Raw genomic sequence first — 19,366 nt, forward strand, 5'->3', positions numbered from 1 at the left:
ATCTTTTAGTCATAATCCATTATTTTTATTTATTCAAAATCATTCCATGGTGATTTTTTAAAATATAAATCCACTGAATCATTTAACTTTTTTTAATTTCAATATATATTGATATTCAAAAATTAAATGTGTGCTGCATTTTCAACTATACTTATAGCTAATTACTAATTAAAACTGATTGTTACGGGATATATTTTATGGATATAAGAAGAATTAATTTAAATTTATTAATTCACTTTGATACTTTGATGACCGAACTATCTGTTTCAAAGGCTGCGGAGAAAACGTTTTTAACTCAAACAGCTATGAGTTATATTTTAAAGGAATTACGCGAGTTATTTGACGATCCTTTATTCATAAGGAAAGCACATGGACTTCAACCTACTCAAAAAGCGTTGGATTTAGCACCAAAAATTAAAGCGTTTTTAGACAGTTCTAAAAATATTTTTCAAGAAACAACTTTCGATCCATTTACTGAAGATTTATCGTATAAAGCTATTTTATCAGTTCATGGAGAGTTTCTTATTTTATCAAAGCTATGTGCTTATTTATCCACTAATGCCCCCAACTTTACACTAAAAACACTTTCATTATCCGAATACGTAAATCTAGAACATCTATTAGCAACAGAAATTGACTTTGTAGTGGGTCCCGCCTTTCTTGAAACTGGAAATAACGCTAATGCCGAACTCTTATTTTTTGACGAGGTTGTATGTGTGATGGGCGTATCAAATCCACTAGTTAATCAAGAAATGACTACAGAAGACTTCTTCACCGCTGATCATGTTGAAGTCCAGTTCAGCTATCTACGTAAAGACAATATGCTGTTCAAAATACTGGCAGGATTTGGTAAGAGAAAGACAAAAATAATTGTGCCAAACATGATTAGTGTTTGTGAAGTAATAAGTCAAACAAATTGTATTGCAATGATGCCACGCTCATTAGCTCTTTCTTTACAAAACAAGTATCCATTTGAAATTAAATCCTTCCCATTTCCTATCAAAGAATACCGAGTTATGATCCATTACCATAAGCGATTAGAGAATGATAAGCGATTGCGGTGGATTATCGATGTCATTAAGAATCATTGTTGTCAATAAGTTTCTCTTTTTACTCTTATTAATGGTTATTGTGTTTTAATAAATATTGTTAACGGTGCCATGCTATTAGGTTTAATATCAAAAGGAGATTCGTATGAAAATCATTGTCAGCGGAGGAACAGGGTTAGTTGGCCAAGCATTGATCCCCGAACTCCTTAAATCTGGCCATGAAATTCATGTGATAGGACGAGATGAAGAAAAAGTGCGAAAAGCATTCTCAAATACCGTTCAGGCAACAACCTGGAATAAGCTTGATACTTTAAACCCAGACGAGTTTAGCGCAATAATTAATTTAGCAGGAGAGGACATTTCCGCTCATCGCTGGAATACACGAACCAAAGAGGTTCTGCTCTCAAGTCGTATTAAAACAACAAATCAACTCATAGAATGGGGTGTCACTGCAAAGAATAAAAAACCACATTTATATAATGCAAGCGCGATTGGTATTTATGGACTACAAAAAAAGCAGGCACAAGACAATATCATATTTACCGAAACATCCAAGCCCATTGATTTTCCTAAAATGAGTTTTGCATCACAATTGGTTACACAATGGGAAGAGGCAGCAAAAAAAGGTTTTGCAATGGGTATGCCAGTTACCCTAATGCGCTTTGGCGTCGTTCTAAAACGTGGGGAAGGGATGTTAAAAAAATTGCAGATCCCTATCCAGTATGGAATGGGTGCGGTGCTCGGTACAGGGGAACAACCCTTGGCCTGGATTGATAGCACCGATCTTGTTCATGCCATTTTATTTTTGTTAGCACATCCAGAGATTACAGGTCCCATTAATTTAGTTGCGCCAGAATGTGTCTCACAAAAAAACTTCATGAAAACCCTAGGGCAAGTTTTAAAAAAACCAGTATTTATGCGATTACCTTCCTGGAGTATTCGATTTCTATTTGGTCAAATGGGCGAAGAGTTGTTATTATCAGGACAAACAGTAGCATCTCAACGTTTAGCTGAATACCAATTTAAATTCAAGTACCCTACATTATTAGCTGCTTTAACTAAAGAATTTGGGGGTTGAAAATCATCATGAGTCTTCGCTTATTGTCTTTAGATGACGTCAAACAATGCATTACCATGAAGCAAGCCATTACCGCTATGGAAAACGCATTTGTGCAATTAGCTAAACAACAAGTTCAATTACCACTAAGAACTGGAATACCGATTGAGGAAAAGGAGGCTTTGACTTTAACAATGCCGGCATATCTCGCTCAAGATAAAGTTTTGGGATTAAAGGTAGTATCCATTTTCCCTGGAAATAATGCCAAAAACAAACCGTCCATTACCGGTTGCATTTTGTTACTTGATGCCAGTACTGGCGAACCTCAAGCATTAATGGACGGGGGGTATCTAACGGCACTAAGAACCGGGGCTGTATCAGGCTTGGCAAGTAACTATTTTGCAATAGATAATGCAACTCATGTTGCAATCATTGGCTCAGGAGTTCAAGCAGAAACACAACTACAGGCAATAGCAACTGTACGTGATATCAAACAAGTCTCAGTATGGTCTAGAAATATAAAAAATGCCGAACAATTTGCTGAAAAATTTGCGGATCAATATGCCATCAATGTATATGATCATATTCCGGAAGCAATTAAAAATGCAGACATTATTTGTACTGCAACCGGGAGTACCGAACCACTAATTCATTTTAAAGAGGTACAACCCCATGCACATATCAATGCCATAGGGTCCCATAACGCACAGATGAAAGAAATTGGCAATGACTTACTCAGCAGTGCGATAGTAATTGTGGATCAATTGCAAGCAGCATTAACCGAAGCAGGCGAAATTATCAACGCCCTACAACAAAATCACTTAAAACAAGAATCAATTATTGAAATAGGTGATTGGCTACTTCATCAAAATCAAGACTACAAAAACCAACTCACCGTTTTCAAGTCAGTTGGGCTTTCCATCCAGGATTTAAGTGTCGCTTCAGTGGTTTATCACAATGCGGTTAATAAAAAACTAGGTACACCATTTGCACTCACCTAATACCCATTGATTTTTCAAGTAATTAGCCCGGCAAAAGGTTTGTGTTCAAGGAGTATGATTGAGCGCAGGTGCGCGAAAAGCAGCCTTTCAGTTCATGAGTGTGAACACTTACGGGAGAGGAAATCAATAGCGTCCTGGACGCTTATCCCATAGCTATGCCCGCAAGCGGCTCTTTTTAGGGGAAATGCCCCAAAATTTTAGGATGATTGGCCTTATGTAAATATGCTTTTAAGTTTTATTGTCCCCAATCTCACCCATAGCCTCACCAAAACGAAGTACACTCCCTGCTTTTAATTCTTTGTTCCAATCGACGTTACTCTCATCAGCAAACAACACTACAACAGTGGAGCCTAACTTAAAGTAACCCATTTCATCACCTTGAGCCATTTTTTTATTAGCCTGAGGATATTCAAAATCAACGCGATTTTTACTCCGTTTAATATCCCCATGCCAACTTGTTCCTATCGCACCAACTATGGTTGCACCAACCATCACTATAGCCATAGGCCCCACGGGAGTAGAAAAAAAGATGGCCAGTCGCTCATTACGAGCAAATAACTTGGGCACCACTTGAACCGTTGACGGTTGCACCGAAAATAATGCCCCTGGGATATAAGTCATCGAGGTAATTTCAGCATCGATAGGCATATGCACACGATGGTAATCTTTAGGCGATAAATACAATGTTGCAAATCGTCCATTAATAAAGCGAGACGCTATTTCTTTATTGCATGCAAGGAGCTCAGAAACAGTATAATAGTGTCCCTTTGCTTGAATCAGTCTGTCTTCTTCAATTGAACCGATTTCACTGACACAACCATCTACTGGAGAAATGACGCCTGCTTGTGCCAAAGGTCGGCACCCAGGTTTTAAACGACGGATAAAAAAATCGTTAAAACACTGATATGCCTCAGGATTTTCAATTAAAGCTTCGCTCATGTTCACTTGATATTCATGAATAAAGCGTTGAATAAGGTAATCCTTAACTTTGATATTTTTCACATCCGCTAAATAACCAGCCAGCAAGGTTAAACTATGTTTTGGAATAATATATTGCGACAATTTTTTGAATAAATCTAAAGGCATGCAAAATTCTCACTGCTTATAAAAAGGAAATCATAACCTATACGCTTAAGAGTCACAAATCATGATTTGTAAACTCAATTTTAAAGCGCAAATAACAAATACAATACTACCTGTAAATATAACCTATCTTTTCTAATGCGTTAAACTATAAGTAATTTGGAGTTGACGATGGGATGCAGCAATGGTCTCACTGTGATGCTTTAGGTTAGCAAGATAAAATACTTTATGTTTTTCCAAATTAAAATTGGCAACTAATTGATATTTGGGATCTTGTTGCATTGCAGGGAATTCCCCGCTTGCAAATTCCTTTTTTATTGTTTCGACTATTTTGGTAAATAAACACTCGTTTAATGTTGAAGAATCGAAGCCATTCATAAAAATCATAGCTAATGCTCTTGCATTACAATTCCCCTTAAGATAACCCTCAACTTCTGAGCGCCTTGATGAGCCCCAATAACTTCCCCATGTCTTTGATTCATATTGTTTTAATGAAGACTTGATAAGACTTTGAAATGATTTTTCGGTTAAACTATCTACCCAATCATAAACAGCCCTATAGATTAATGAAATACCCATATCACTAAAGGGATGAGTAAATCGTTTATCCTTCTTTGCATAAAACACTACATCACGAGTAAAATCTGCTATACCCCGTTCAAAACTTTTATCTCTAATGGCAACATCAATACTGGGTATAGGATGTTCTTGCAGCATTAAAGGAGTAAGCCCCTCTATGATAAGCTTATTTAAAGCGCCATCTTGCTGAGATCCGGAGCTTAGTATATAAGCTAATCGATTATCACCACTTTCATTCGAGCTTTCTCTTAAATATTCTTTCACAGGCTCTGTTCGTTGGCGAAATGAAAAAGTAGACAATAAAGGAGCATATTTTTTATCAATAATCTCTGTAACATATCGCTCCAGCTCTTCTGGCTTCAAGCTTTTTGCCCAAATAAATAAAGTGTCGTGGTATTGCTTTTTGACATCATCATGGGTGAAAGGCAATACATCCTTTTTAACAGAAAGTAATGCTTCCTCCATCAATTCGTCTGTAGTGGTCAAGTGCAATGGGAAATTGACCTGTTCAGCAATTAATTTGAGGCTTGAGGAAAGATTATGAAATTCAACTGCGCAAGGCGTTGTATTCGCTAAAGCTCTGCGGATATCTAAGTTGTATTTCTGATGCAGTAAAGTAAGTTTGGTTGAAAACTCCAGGTTATGCTCTTCGGTAAGGTCTTTTCGTTCTTTAATATAATAGTCTTTTGTAATCGCACGAAACTCGTTAGTAAATGCAACTAAAGCAAGTAAAGCATCGCGTAAATTACTGTCTTTATCCACACTAATTTTTTCTTCAATAGCTTCGACAGCGAGTTCAGGCATATTCCCAAAAAGCTCCCACGCGCTGGTTAAACTATCATCGGTAATCTTTTTGCTGATAATCTCAGAAACCTGCACATGGGGTGGATTAGTGGTCTTTTGAAGTAACGTATTTATGAGTCGATATGAACTATGAAGAAGTTCTTTTAATGTTGGAGCAAACGCATCACGCCAAACTTGATGATAGCGTTTTTGTAACTCAGCGAGATCATATTTTAGTTCACTATCTTTCGCGTAGCTTGTATCATTTTCATTATTGACCCATTTTTCAATATTACGATAAAAGGAAGGTTTTTGGTAAAGAGCCAGACAGGTTGGGGGTAAAGGGATACCATAACCGTTATTTACACATCCCATATAAAAAACGACAACCCGGTATAAGTTATCATAATGCTCCTGATAGAGCTTCATCATAAAATCTACAAAAGGCTCTGCATTTGTCTTTTCATTGCAAAGATCTGGGTAGAGCTCTTCATATTTAGCACGCAGCTCTTTATTGGTTTCGTCTAAGGAAGTGTAGTTTAACGTTAACTCGCCAAAAAGTTCAGTTAAACGTTTACGTTGTACTTCAGGCTGATACGTTAATAACGCTTTTAGAGCCGCCGCCAGTTTTTGCTCTTGTGCCACAGAATCTTGAGCCAAACGCGCAAATTGCACGGGATCCGCGTACGCTTTAGGTAATAATTTAGGTAGAACCTGTTCTTGCCCAGGCAAGAGTACAGGAATAGTCACTTTGCCTGGATGTGTGTATGGCGCCCAATGATATGGCTTGGAATCCTGGACATTAGGAAATGACTCATAATCTGGCACAGAGAGAAAAACGTGTTTTTTAGGAATGCCTATGACCGATCTTGGTTCTTTCATATGAATAGTAAACCAATAAAAAAACATATCAAAATCGATATCAGCATCCAAACTCAAGTTATGCGGATGACCATCGTCATCATCAAGAAACCATCTCCCAAACAACAGTTCAATAAAGTTTTTTTCAACTAAAGTTTTCACACTTGGAGCAACCTGCTCTCTTAAAGTGCTATTAACCGGAATTCCATCTTCCGCGTAATGAAAAGGTTTAAAATTATCAACACAAATGGACAAAGTCCCTATTAATCGATCTTCATCATCAAAGACTAATCGTTCTTCAGCCGATCTTTTTCCCTGGAATGATCTTTTGAATGAAGAAGTAGCTACACTTATTTTAGCTAATAGCTCGGGGTAATGCCTTTGGGGTTCTAGTTCTTTAAAAAAGGCTTTTTTAGTAATACCTTCTTCTTCAAAGGAGACGGAATAAACTTTATGAGAGCCATCAGAAATAGGCGTTTTTGAGATGAATTGACTATGCCTCAGTGCTTTTTTTGGTATTGCCATTTTTTAATCCATTAATTCACAGTCGTCCATATAGAATAGTTCATATTAAGCAGAAATTTTTAAGAAGTTCAAGAATAATTTTCATACAAAGAACAAGGAAACTAAACAGAGGATCAGATTTTATCCTTTTAGATTATTTTTTGCCTCTTTTAATGGTGGACGGCTATTTGATTATTGCCTGAACAATAAAACTCTTTTTAGAAACGCATAGCGCGTGTTGCAATAAAAGATCCGGTAATCGAGTCTACTAAAGAAAATCATCAATCTTTATGAAGTGGCTGAACCTTCTCAATAACTCCGCAAATTTGGATTTTCCCCGATAGTTTTACCTTGTGATTAACGGACAGGCAACAGCAGACGGCCTAAAGAAGTAACCCCTTCCTGTTCTATCCAACTCATAATTATTTTCAACACAGAGAAAGTATGCCACAAGTGCCAACTTCATCATTTTTTTCTGGTGCAATAAGCTCAAAAATCTCTCTATCAAGAGCGCGTAGTTCCTCTCCTGAACGAGTTTGATTAAAAAACCAAAAATTACCAGTAGTTTTATACTTTATGACATTGGCAAGGCTAAGGGATAAAGCAGTAATAATTATATTGGCAAAAACAATGAGTGCCTTGTAAACGTCTGATTTAATTTCAGGATCGACAATCGCTAAAATCCTATCCTCAGCCTCCTGTAATTTAGGACGTATATTTGCGTTAGGATTTGTTAGTCCTTCGTAAGCGATTTGATATAATATTTTTCTATATTTTTTTTGTTCTGCTTCCCATTGCAGGAACATATGCCTATAAGATTGTGAACCGGATAATCGATCATCGACTACTTTACATTGCTCCATAATACACAAAATGACTTGGCGGAAACGCTTAGCCTCTTCTGAATCTTTTTGAGCCACAAGTTTAATGGCTTCTTTTTCACACTTGAAATCTTGTAATTGTATAATGCACTTAAAACATTCATGGATGTCGATAGCCAATTCTTTTAATTCTTTTGGACCTTTTATCGCTTGCACCCTCTTATCTTGAGATTCAACATTAAATTTTGCTCCAACCAAAAGAATTTCAATTAGTGCTTTTCGATGCTCTTCATTTTTTATTTTTGCCAACTGCGGTAAAAGTAACCGCAAAGCGTGTCCTTTGCTCTCTTTATCTAATACCAAACGATAAGATTGCGGAGCAGTAATCTTTGATTTTTTTAATAAAATTAAGGATTCACTTGCTGCTTCCAAATCCTGGACAGGAAGTTGACGCAAATTGGCTGAGACACCATGTACTGTATTTAATTCCTCCCGAAAATGGTGAAGAATTGATTTTCGTAAATGTTCTTTGGGATTTAAAGCCAATGCTTGTAGTTGATCAATTGTTTTCGTTTTTGTTTGCTCTAAAGCAACTAATGTAGAGGCTAATAATGGATAATGATTTGTTGCCGTAATAATTTGTTCATAACCATCTTCAGAAAAATTTTCATAAACCCAAAAAAGCAAGCAAAGCCTCTTCGTATCATCATTCGATAAAGAATGGATAAAGTTTAAATCCTCCAGTTTTTTTGAATCCTTAAAGAATTCGGGGACATCCTCGGTGAGTTCCGGCTGCAAATCTACCAACATGCCAATCGCTTTATAATATGCAGGTTCAGATAATATTTGGCGCATTAAGCCATCAGGATATTTTTGGTTTTTTAAAAATGGTATTAGTTTAATTTGTGCTTCATCCCCCATTAAACTGCCATAGGTTTGCAGAAGCATGGGATCATTAAGTAGATATCCATTTTTTTCCAGCAACCCATGCTTATAAAATACAAGAATCATTTTTAATAAATTCTTATTACGGTTTTCATCTTGAGTTAATTGAATTGCCTCGATTTGTTGACGCAACAAACTTGGATCTGTCAAAAGATCATGAAGTAAAGTAGATGACAAGGGAAACAGGGTGGCAAGATTATATTTGATAATTAAATCCAGGGCTTTATTATCCGCAAATAATGCAGCCAAGTTGAGTTCGGAAAATTGTATGGGATCGGATAATGTCACCATTTCTTGTTCCACGTGTAATTTCCGTGTCATCAATTCGACGCGTTGAAAACGTAAATTTATTTCACCATTCTCTGCATTAACGATATTTTTTAATAGGCTACGGGGTAAATTGGCACCAATCTGCCCTATGAAAGGATTATTTAAAAAGTCCACATGAGAAACAGTTACGGCTGAATTAGGCACGGAAGAAGTAACGGGTTCTTTTGGAGCAGGTACGGAAATAAATGGAGCCAAATCAAAGCTTGATAACAAAGTAAGCTCTCTATCTTTGGGTGCGGCATGGCCATTTTTTATGTGTCCCATAATCCATTGCCTGGGGTTATCTGTACGATACATTACCATAAGCCCACAAGGTTCTCCTTTATCATTCATATAAGCAAAATGTTGGCGAACCACATTTGCGCTGTAAGATTCAGGATCCTCTTTCTCCTTCATGAGAGGATTAGGACCAAGTAAATAGTGTAGATTCCCCGCAGACATATTCCCTTGCAAGTAATATCGCCCCAGAGCTCTTGTATTCCATATGTCAAAATGTTTTATGGCTTCTTCTGGAGAGCCCAGAAAATGGGTTCGTGGAAAATCCAAGTGAATTGTTCCTGTATCATCTTTTCCTTCAGCAACGGCCCAATCTAGTCCAAATGCATGGAAAATTTGTTGTGCGTTTCCTGTTACCAAATAAGGCATAATTCATTCTCAACATAGAAAATTGAGAGTATTATAACCAATAATTCGTGCTAATGGTGATAAATTTTTACAAAAAATGTATTTTTTGTGCCTTTTATAAAAACATCATTTATAATGCTTTTTTTTGAATGGAAAAAATATGAAATGCAATATCATAGGTGCCGGTCGATTAGGTAAAAATATTGCTTTAGCTTTATCTACAGCCCAGCTTGTCTCATCGTTTTCGATATGTAACCGCAACTTAGCCAGCACTAAAAATGCGTGCCATGAAATTGGCGCAGGTAAGGCAGCTGCTAAAATCGACCTGTTACCAGAAGCTGAGATCACCTGGATTTGCTGTAATGATGATGCCATTCAATCTGTTGTAGAAACATTAACTCAGAGCCCTACTTTAAAACCAAACAGTTTTGTTATTCATTGCAGTGGAGTATTTAGCTCTGCTTTACTTGCTCCATTAAGAAAAAAAGGCTGTTTTATAGCGAGTTTCCATCCTTTAAAAGCATTTAAAATAAATTACTTAGAGTCCACCGCCTTTAGACAAGTTGACTGTGTTTTAGAAGGGGATGATGAAGTTTGTGAGTGGTTAAAAAGCTCTTTTACTCGATTGGGAGCCAACCTTATTGCCATTAAGCCTGAAGCAAAAGCAACATACCATGCCGCGGCCTGCATGGCCTCGAATTATCTAATTACCTTGGCTGCGTGTAGTGAGGAATTATTTCTTGAAGCGGGAATTCCCCCACAACAAAGCCGGCAAATGATAGTAAAATTAATGCAGGGAAATTTGAATAATTTACAACGCACAGAATATATCCCAGAGGCGCTCACAGGCCCTTTGGCAAGAGGGGACATTGAAACAATTTCACTTCACTTAAAAACAATACAAAACGATAAAATAAGGAACTTATATCAAGAGGCAGGCTTAAATACCCTTCCCTTAACGCAATTATCGGAACAGTTAAAAGAGGAAATAAAAGTCATTCTCGCAAAAAAATGCATATTTCAATCACATGGATAAGATCAGCCCCTTTTAAATTCATGGATTTAGAATAATAGCCATTCTCGTTTTTACTTAGGGACATATCCATTAGGAGTAAGGCCATCTTGTTGTTTCATTCGCCCAGCAGACATACTTCCCCTATACTGTTGCGTCTTATTTGACGACGCTGTATTGTAAATTTCAGGAATAGGAGCAGGTTTAGGTTCCCTCCGTTGAGCCGAATTAGAATCTGACCTTTTAAGTTCGAAACTGGATTCATGCTGCTCCGGCATATCAATACCATCGTGCTTTTTTTCAACTGCTCGCGGTTTTGATTGATGATCTTTTTGATAATCTTGTAATGCGGCCTCTACTTTTTCCCTACTTTTGGAACTAAACCTGTATACTGCATATTCTACACCGGTTTTTAACGCCCAAATACCTGCTGATAATACGGTTAACCCTACAAATTTTGCGATGCTTTTGGCTCCATTACCCAAAAACTCCCTGAACCCCTTAGGCTCCCATGCTTCTGCCATATTTTCAGTAAGTCCCTTGTGTGCTTGCATATTTCCAGCTTTTTCCTGGCTTAGATGCCTTAATGAAGATTCTTCGGCATAGTTTCTATTAAATTGCGCCAATATGCTCTTATACCATGGGACTTTAGCATTGATTTTGGTAGAAGCGCCCTGATCCACATCACTAATCAATGAAACACCTGCTTGCAGATGTTTGTCATAAGTCACGTCTAATTGTCGTTTTAAATTCGCTGCTTCGTTTATTACATTAGTGAAACACCTGGCTTTTGCAAGTTTAACTAGGGTTTGAAAAATAGCGCTATCAGGTTTAGTTGACTCAGAATCAAAAATTGCAACTCGGCCATTTATCGCTTGTGCCCGCTCATTGCCACTCTTACATCCTGAAATAGAGGCCTCTTCAACAAACAGGGATAATGATTGAATCAATTTGGAGTATTCGTGTTGATGATGCAGATCATTAGCCATCATCCTTTTTAAAGCTGCTTTTGCTTTTTCAACTGGATCCACTGCGCTTACATCAATATCTTGTACTCGCCATGTCGCTTTAATATTTTGAATTGACTGAATTGCTTGTTGACCTTCCCTCGATTTGGAAAAAAAAAGGTCTTTTTTAGGAGATCCATCAGCTCTTTGTAAAAAGGTTTTATAGTGCCCGAATATTTTTTGAATATTCTGATTATTATCAATATCATTTTTGCTGCCCAGATTATGGAGCATGGCCATTTCAGCCATCAAAGTAGCTTCTGTTTTTAGATCATTGCCCTCATATCCTAAAGTATCGCCAAATCCATTAACTGAGATATTTTGTACAAAACAAAAAACTGCATTTTCAGGGGAGGTCAACTGCGACTTATTATAAAGGTGAGCACCGCTTAGAATAATGCGAGCTCCTTCAGATTGTTTATTACCCCCCAAGTCCCCTATGGTGTCATTAATTGCTGTGTGAAGGTTATAAGTAAATGCCTTGTTATCCAATGCATTCTTGGTCACCACTCCATGTATTGAATATTTTGTTGCAAGAGAACCTAATTTATTTTTGACATCTGCAATTTTCTCTTGCTTACTTAGCTTACGTCCATCAATGTCATTATCTTTCACATCAAGAGAGGATGTTCTCATTTGCAAACGAGGGGGCGGGTCTTGAACCCCTAAAAGTCCGACTGTAACAATTTGACGTTCTGCAATAATATTAACCCCCCGCTTATGTGCAGTTTGTTCCGAACCACTAATCCAGACCATTTGTTTTAATGATTGGTTCGTATGGATTAAATCATTAGGAGTGGCTGTTGTTTCCTCTGCCTTATGCTTTATATTAAATTGTTTAAATTCTTTTCGAGTCAACTTATGACCAGTTTGTTTGGCTGTCTCTATAGCAAGTATTTGATGGGCTTCAAGAGAAATTTTTTTACGAGCCTTATCTAATTCGTGAATAAGTATGACGTCATTTATTGTTCTTTCTTTTGCTGTAGCTTTTTTCAAAGATTGTTTAAATTCATTTTGGATTAATGAGTGTACCTGCTGCATCGCCTTTAGATGCGCTTGATTCATTTGTTCTGCTGGAAATCGCCCAGGATCACTTTTTGTTAATAGGCGAGCGGCTAGTGCTAAATGAAAATGAATTTCTTGTTGTAGGGGAATAATGCTGTCCCTGATGTCTGATAATTGTTGAAATTGATTTTCATTTAACCCATATTGCTTCAAATATTCCTTTTTAAGCTCAGGATGATGCGATAGATCAAGACTCACAGTGGTTATTGGCGATGGAGTACGCGCGTCACCAAATCCTTGCTTAAATAAATTCACAGAAAGTTCAGTTGAAACATCAATCAGCACACGTCCTTGAGGATCAAAAAGCAAAGCATCTTTATTCTCTAAAGCTTGTTTAAGGGCCTGTCCGGTAATATTTTGAAGGTATTCTTTTTGAAACAACTGTTGTTCTTTTGATGGTGGCATGATCAAACATCCTCATTTCCGCATAATATGGTTGAGCAATCTCTTCATCGGTTAAATGAATCTCGCAATCATTTAAAATGAGATTTCACAGCTTTAGCATCATCGAAGTTCATAACCAAGTACAAACCAACCCGGGCTTTGAATCCATTTTTGCTTTGATATTACATGCTGTATGTTTTCATGATATGCAAAGAAAATTAAAGTAATATGATCGTTTAAGGCAAAAATGGAATGGTAATTTCTTATCAGGAATAAAGATGTGCTTATTTTAGAGATTAAAAAACTGCATTGCTCCAAAAAAATTTGCTTTGTGGCTGGCTATTTAGACCCTTTGCTTTGGCGTGTCCCTTGCATTAATTACCGTGGAAAAACCACGGTACATCGGAGATTTCCCAATCAATTTTTGACATTAGGTGACGATCTTTCATAATCAATATCCACTGAGCCTTCTTTCTGTTGTCGTGTTTTTATTTGTGCTAAAACACCCTTAAATTGGCTCATATGGTGATGGATATCTTCCGCTTTAACACTTAATGGCTCATGAAGCGCAGCAAAGAATTTAAGTTGAGTATGAGGATACTCAACTTCTTGATCCATTATAGGTTGCTCCTCTACAGAAAAACCCATTCCTTTTTCCACTATAAGCTCATTGAGATGAAGATTAGCTTTTTCATAACTGGCAACTACTCTTTGGGAATTCTGTTCTATACGTTCTGCATAGATTTTTTCACATTCTTTTATTCTTGGTTCAGCATTAGCTATTAGTTTCTCTTTGTAAGGTTTATAAGAAAACAAATAAATTCCAGAGAGCACTAACGCGCTAATTGGCAAGGTAATAATACTCAATGCCATCCCCAACTTGCCAAATCCAAGATAGGCGCTAAAGCTCTTAGGATGCCCTGAAGCTGCGGCCATCGCATCCGTAAGCCCTTTGTGTGCCTGCATATTTCCAGATTTTTCCTGTGATAGATGCTTTAAGGAAGACTCCTCCGCATAATTTGGATTAAGTCTTGTCCAAAACTTATACCACGGAGCCTTGGCATTGACTTTAGCAGAGGCTCCTTGATCGACATCGCTAATTAATGATAAACCCGTTTGTAGGTGATGATCATATTTGTCATCTAAATTGCGTTTTAAGTCAGACGCATATTTTTTAACATCACCAGGCCTTGCCTTGGCCAGGGCGTCAATGGCTTTAAAAATTATGCTGTCGGTTTTACTGGCCTCATGATCTAAAATCGCTACCCTGCCATTAATTGCTTGCGCACGTTCATTCCCACTTTTACATCCAGCGATAGAAGCTTCTTCAATAAACATAGAAAGTGATTGCACGAGTTTGGCATATTCATGTTTATGATGCAGATTATTTGCCATGATTGTTTTTAAAGCTTCTTGTGCTTTTTCAACTGGAGTAGCATCTTGCTCATAAACTCTTGCATCTTGTTGGGTCCATGCCGCTTTAATTGCTTTAATGTGCGCGATAGCGAGTTGCCCCTCTTTCGAGCGGGAAAAATAGTTTTCACCACGACTCTTACAATTTATCAAAAACTGTTCGTAATACTCAAAAACCTTCTGAATTTCAGGGAGGTTGTCCTTTGGCCCCACCAGATTTTGCAGCATCGCCATCTCAGCCATTAAAGTGGCTTCGTTTCGCAGTTTATTCCAACCTATATTCCACCCATATCCTAAACTATCACCAAAACCATTAACTGATATATTTTGCACAAAACAAAAAGGTTTGGGTTCTTTTGATGCAAGTTGGACTTTATTATAAAGATGAGCACCATTTAAAATGGCCTGTGCACCCCATGATTGTTTATTATCTTTAAACAAATCATCCAGGGTATGATTAATTGCGGTATGAAGATTATAAGTAAATGCTTTGCGCCCTAATGGATTTGCAGAGATAGTGTGGATTGAGTATTTCTCGGCGAGTGCTAAAAGTTTTACACTAACATCATCAATCGCGCTGTCCATGGAAAGATTTTTTTTCACATCAAGCGAAGGTACTCTAATTTGTAAACGCGCCCGGCCCTGCTTTTCTTCTCTTAGTGCGAGAGTTACAATTTGCCTATCGGCAAGGGCATATACTTCTGACAAATGACGAAGACGCTCATGAGCCGTGTTTTCGGAACCAGAAATCCAGATTGCCTGCTCTAATGATTGATCAATGTACAACAAATCATTAGGCGAAGCTGTTGTTTTTTCGGCTATATGCTTTTTCTCTATTTTTTTCAAATCTTCTTTAGATAAACGTTGTCCTGTTTCTTTGAGCACTTCCTCCATTAAAATACTATGTGCTTCTGCAGATATCTTTTTGCGGGCATGATCTAGCTCTTGAATCAGTTTCACATCATTTAGCGCGCCTTTTTCCCTGGCTTTTTCTAATGCATCAGCAAATGCCTGCTCAAACAATGGTTGAATCCGTTTCATCGCCGCTTGATGCGCAATTTCCATTTGTTCCTTGGGAAATCGTCTATTGTCAACTTTAGTGTAGATCCGTGCAGCAAGTGCCAAGTGAAAATGAAACTCTTGTTGGAGAGGGATAATACTTCCTCTAACAGTTGATAATTTATCTAACTGCTCTTTATTTAACTTATCAAGCCCATAACGACGCTCATATTCTTCATTAAGTTCTTTGATTTGCGTAACATCCAAACTCACGGTAGTTATTGGGGAGGGGGCTCTGGTCTTCCCGAAGCCTTGTATGAATAACCCCCGTTCCTGTTCAGTTAGTGTAACATCAATCAATACTCGCCCTTGGGGATCAAAAAGCAAAGAGGATGGATTTTTTTGCAACGCTTGCTGAATCGCGCGAGCAGTAATTTTTTCAAAATATTCTTTTTGAGCTTGCTGCTGTTTTAATGTCGTCATTATAGAACTCTTACGCCACAGTCATTACTATGAGTTTAACATAATGAACCCTGTTTCGATACAAATGCAGGCAATATGAAAAAAAATAAGCCATCCCAATAGGATTGGCTTATATTATACGCTATAACAAAAATAGGTTGCTTTATTATTTAAAGTGTTTGATTCTTCTTCGCTTTTCTACGTTCGTGCCAGCTTTGTAGCATCACATAAAAAGCGGGTACAAAAACTACGGCAAGGCATGTCGAGGCCAGCATACCACTACATACAGCAATACCAATAGACTTACGGGCGTTGGCACCAGCACCTGTAGCAAATACTAAAGGCATCACACCAAGAATAAAGGCAAAAGAAGTCATTAGAATGGGGCGAAAACGCGTCTTCGCGCCAAGCACTGCAGCTTCCATGATGGATTTATTATGATATTCATGTTGTTCACGCGCTACTTCAACAATCAAAATAGCATTTTTTGCTGCCAAAGCAATAAGCAATAAAACCCCAATTTGCGTATACATATTGTTTGCTATTCCCAAAGCAGATAAAGCCAACACCGTACCTATTAAAGCTAATGGAACACTTAATAAGATTGCCGCCGGAGCAACCCAGTTTTCATACTGGCCCGCCAAGATGAGATAAACTAATATCAACGACAACATGAAAATATAGTAACTCAGGTTTCCAGCAATCTTTTCTTGGTACGCAGTACTCGTCCACTCAAAAGAGATCCCCGCGGGTAAGACCTGATGAGCTACTTTTTCTAGAACCTCCATTGCCTGACCTGAACTATAGCCTTGTGCAGCCATACCATAAATATTGCTTGAGGGGTACAGGTTATAAAGGGAAATAATAGAAGGACCTGTGGTAGAGGTCATATCCGTTAGTGTTCCTAACGGAACCATCTCACCAGACTTATTTTTAACGTAATAATTTCGCACATCCTCGATAGACATACGCCAAGGAGCATCCGCCTGTACATAGACTTGAAATACTTGTCCAAATTTTGTAAAAAGATTCACATAAGACGAACCAAGATAGGTTTGTAACGCATCGGAGGCATCACCTATAGAAACCCCTAAAGTTTCTGCTTTGACTCTATTAATTGGCGCTGAAAGTTGTGGTACTGAAGCTCGAAATGAAGTCATCATTCTCTGCAGTTCGGGCTGCTGCATCGCATAACGAATTAGTTCATCAGTGGCTGTTTGTAATTTTCGATAATCAAATGAACCATCCTGCAATTCTACTTGCATTTGGAAGCCCCCGGCGTTCCCTAAGCCTTGGATAGCAGGCGGAATCATTACTAAAATTTTAGCACCCAAGTTTTTCTGGGCAACTTCATTTAGTCTTTTGTACATTTCCAGTAAATCTTCTTTCTTACCACGTACACTCCAGTCTTTAAACATTACATACAGTGCACCACCATTAGGAAGGCTCGCACTATTATCTAAAAGAGAAATACCATCGATGCTGATCACATTTTCAACCCCATCAATTTTAGATATTTGCTCGCTTAAATCATGCATCAACGCCTCGGTGCGCTCCAAACTCGAACCATCCGGTAATTGCACGTTTAACATAGCGTAGCCTTGATCTTCAATGGGAATAAAGCCGGTAGGAATACGACTTAAACCCAGGATAGCTATTACTACTAATGAAAGACCTATAAGGCAAACGGTTTTATTTTTATGGACCAGTTTATCTATAAATTTAATGTAGGTATTTTCTATAGGCAAATAGACACGATCGAAAAAACGAAATGCAGCATTCTTCTTCTTTTGTGGATCAATGGGTTTAAGCCATAAAGCGCATTGTGTTGGTTTCAACGTCATCGCATTGATTGCACTGATAAATGCTGTCGCTGCAATAACCAATGCAAATTGAGCATACATTGCACCGGTTAAACCAGGCATAAAACCCGCAGGCACAAATACAGCCATTAGTACCAGCGTAATACCAATTACAGGCCCCATTAATTCAGCCATCGCATGAATAGCAGATTCTTTCGGTGGTGTTCCTCGCTCAATATGTTGCGTCACGCCCTCAACAATCACGATCGCATCGTCTACTACAATACCTATTGCCAAAACCAGAGCAAATAAAGTTAATAAATTAATGGAATAGCTTAATGCAAGCATGGCAAAAAAGGCACCAATAATCGTTACCGGGACGGTGGTGGTAGGCACCAGAGTTGCGCGTGCGTTTTGTAGAAAAACAAGAATAACGATTAATACGAGAATACCTGCTTCAAATAAAGTCTTATATACCTCATCAATTGAAGCCTTTACGAAAATAGTAGTGTCAAAAGGGACGGAATACTGCATCCCCGGAGGGAATTTTTTAGACATTTTCTCCACTGCTTTTCGTACCTCAGTGGCAACTTCTAACGCATTAGCGCCTGGAAGCTGAAAAATCCCAATAGCAGCTGCCGGTTTATTGTTTAATTTAGCAAGCTGGTTATAACTATTAGAACCTAATTCAACACGACCTACATCACGTATGCGAACGATTTGAGCACTATTGTTAATCCTGTTACTGTTTGCAGATTGATTAGGTTTTTGGGCGATTGTCTTAACAATAATATTTGAGAATTGCTCTACATCAGCAAGTTGGCCTGGAACATTCACTGTAAATTGATAAGCAGGTGTCCCTGCTGATGGTGGGGCTCCAATTTGTCCTGATGAAATCTCCTGGTTTTGATGGGTGATGGCTTCAAGCACATCGCTTGGGTTTAAGGAATAAGCTAACATTTTTTGGGGGTCAAGCCAAACCCGCATAGCATAGGTACCCGTTCCAAAAATAATTACGTTTCCTACTCCAGGTAAACGAGATAGTTCATCTTGCATGTTAATTGCTGCATAATTATCCAAGAACAAACCATCATATTCATTGTTTTTAGACGTCAACGTAATAAACTGTAAAATATTGGTCGATTTTTGTTGTACAAGAACCCCTTGCTTTTGCACCGATTGCGGCAATTGAGCCATTGCAGATTGCACTCGGTTTTGTACCAACACTTGAGCAAAATTTAGATCTGTTCCAATCGCAAAAGTGACAATTAATGTATATGTGCCATTATTAGTGCTTGTGGATTGCATGTAGAGCATGTTTTCGACCCCGTTTACTTGCTGCTCAATAGGCAAGGCTACGGTTTTAATTAACGTTTCTGCATCAGCACCTGGATATGTAGTAGTTACCTGAATAGTGGGGGGAACAATAGCTGGATATTGAGATACAGGTAAGACAATTATAGCAACCAATCCGAGTAAAATTAGGAGTAGTGCAATAACGTTTGCCAAAATAGGCCGCTCAATAAAAAATTTAGAAATCATTCTGCGTTCTTCTCACGTTTTGTATCAATTAACTGAACAAAAT

10 protein-coding genes are annotated in these 19,366 nt (G+C 37.9%); 4 read left to right on the plus strand and 6 right to left on the minus strand.

The features are described from left to right. Window positions 1–197 precede the first annotated feature (197 nt). The 3 genes from EKG34_RS15060 to EKG34_RS15070 all read left to right on the plus strand — a co-directional run bounded on the left by EKG34_RS15060 (window position 198) and on the right by EKG34_RS15070 (window position 3,107). Window positions 198–1,100: a LysR family transcriptional regulator gene (locus tag EKG34_RS15060; protein WP_003633961.1), complete on the plus strand. Its 903-nt coding sequence runs from the start codon at window positions 198–200 to the stop codon at window positions 1,098–1,100. A gap of 94 nt (window positions 1,101–1,194) precedes the next feature. After that, window positions 1,195–2,127 (plus strand): TIGR01777 family oxidoreductase, encoded by a 933-nt coding sequence (locus EKG34_RS15065; protein WP_003633958.1) that lies wholly within the window; start codon window positions 1,195–1,197, stop codon window positions 2,125–2,127. 8 nt (window positions 2,128–2,135) lie between these two features. Further along, the gene (locus EKG34_RS15070) at window positions 2,136–3,107 is read left to right on the plus strand and encodes an ornithine cyclodeaminase family protein (RefSeq protein WP_003633957.1); all 972 of its coding nucleotides are present in this window, start codon (window positions 2,136–2,138) and stop codon (window positions 3,105–3,107) included. A gap of 228 nt (window positions 3,108–3,335) precedes the next feature. On the opposite strand, the gene asd is transcribed toward EKG34_RS15070, so the two are convergent. The 3 genes from asd to EKG34_RS15085 form a co-directional block, all read right to left on the minus strand. Beyond that, window positions 3,336–4,193, minus strand: a complete 858-nt coding sequence (gene asd / locus EKG34_RS15075) for an archaetidylserine decarboxylase (protein ID WP_003633955.1) — start codon at window positions 4,191–4,193, stop codon at window positions 3,336–3,338. A gap of 132 nt (window positions 4,194–4,325) precedes the next feature. Continuing rightward, complete coding sequence (locus EKG34_RS15080; protein WP_003633951.1) at window positions 4,326–6,938, minus strand: hypothetical protein; 2,613 nt, start codon at window positions 6,936–6,938, stop codon at window positions 4,326–4,328. 407 nt (window positions 6,939–7,345) lie between these two features. Continuing rightward, the gene (locus EKG34_RS15085) at window positions 7,346–9,658 is read right to left on the minus strand and encodes a hypothetical protein (protein ID WP_003633950.1); all 2,313 of its coding nucleotides are present in this window, start codon (window positions 9,656–9,658) and stop codon (window positions 7,346–7,348) included. Window positions 9,659–9,797: 139 nt separating this feature from the next. On the opposite strand from EKG34_RS15085, the gene EKG34_RS15090 reads away from it, so the two are divergent. Next, window positions 9,798–10,673 (plus strand): Rossmann-like and DUF2520 domain-containing protein, encoded by an 876-nt coding sequence (locus EKG34_RS15090; RefSeq protein ID WP_003633948.1) that lies wholly within the window; start codon window positions 9,798–9,800, stop codon window positions 10,671–10,673. A gap of 50 nt (window positions 10,674–10,723) precedes the next feature. On the opposite strand, the gene EKG34_RS15095 is transcribed toward EKG34_RS15090, so the two are convergent. The 3 genes from EKG34_RS15095 to EKG34_RS15105 form a co-directional block, all read right to left on the minus strand. Next, window positions 10,724–13,126, minus strand: a complete 2,403-nt coding sequence (locus EKG34_RS15095) for a hypothetical protein (protein WP_003633946.1) — start codon at window positions 13,124–13,126, stop codon at window positions 10,724–10,726. A gap of 396 nt (window positions 13,127–13,522) precedes the next feature. Continuing rightward, the gene (locus EKG34_RS15100; RefSeq protein WP_080619845.1) at window positions 13,523–16,000 is read right to left on the minus strand and encodes a hypothetical protein; all 2,478 of its coding nucleotides are present in this window, start codon (window positions 15,998–16,000) and stop codon (window positions 13,523–13,525) included. Between the two features lie 149 nt (window positions 16,001–16,149). After that, complete coding sequence (locus EKG34_RS15105; RefSeq protein ID WP_003633936.1) at window positions 16,150–19,323, minus strand: efflux RND transporter permease subunit; 3,174 nt, start codon at window positions 19,321–19,323, stop codon at window positions 16,150–16,152. Between the last annotated feature and the right edge of the window lie 43 nt (window positions 19,324–19,366).

It is taken from the genome of Legionella longbeachae (assembly GCF_004283175.1).
Taxonomy (GTDB): domain Bacteria; phylum Pseudomonadota; class Gammaproteobacteria; order Legionellales; family Legionellaceae; genus Legionella; species Legionella longbeachae.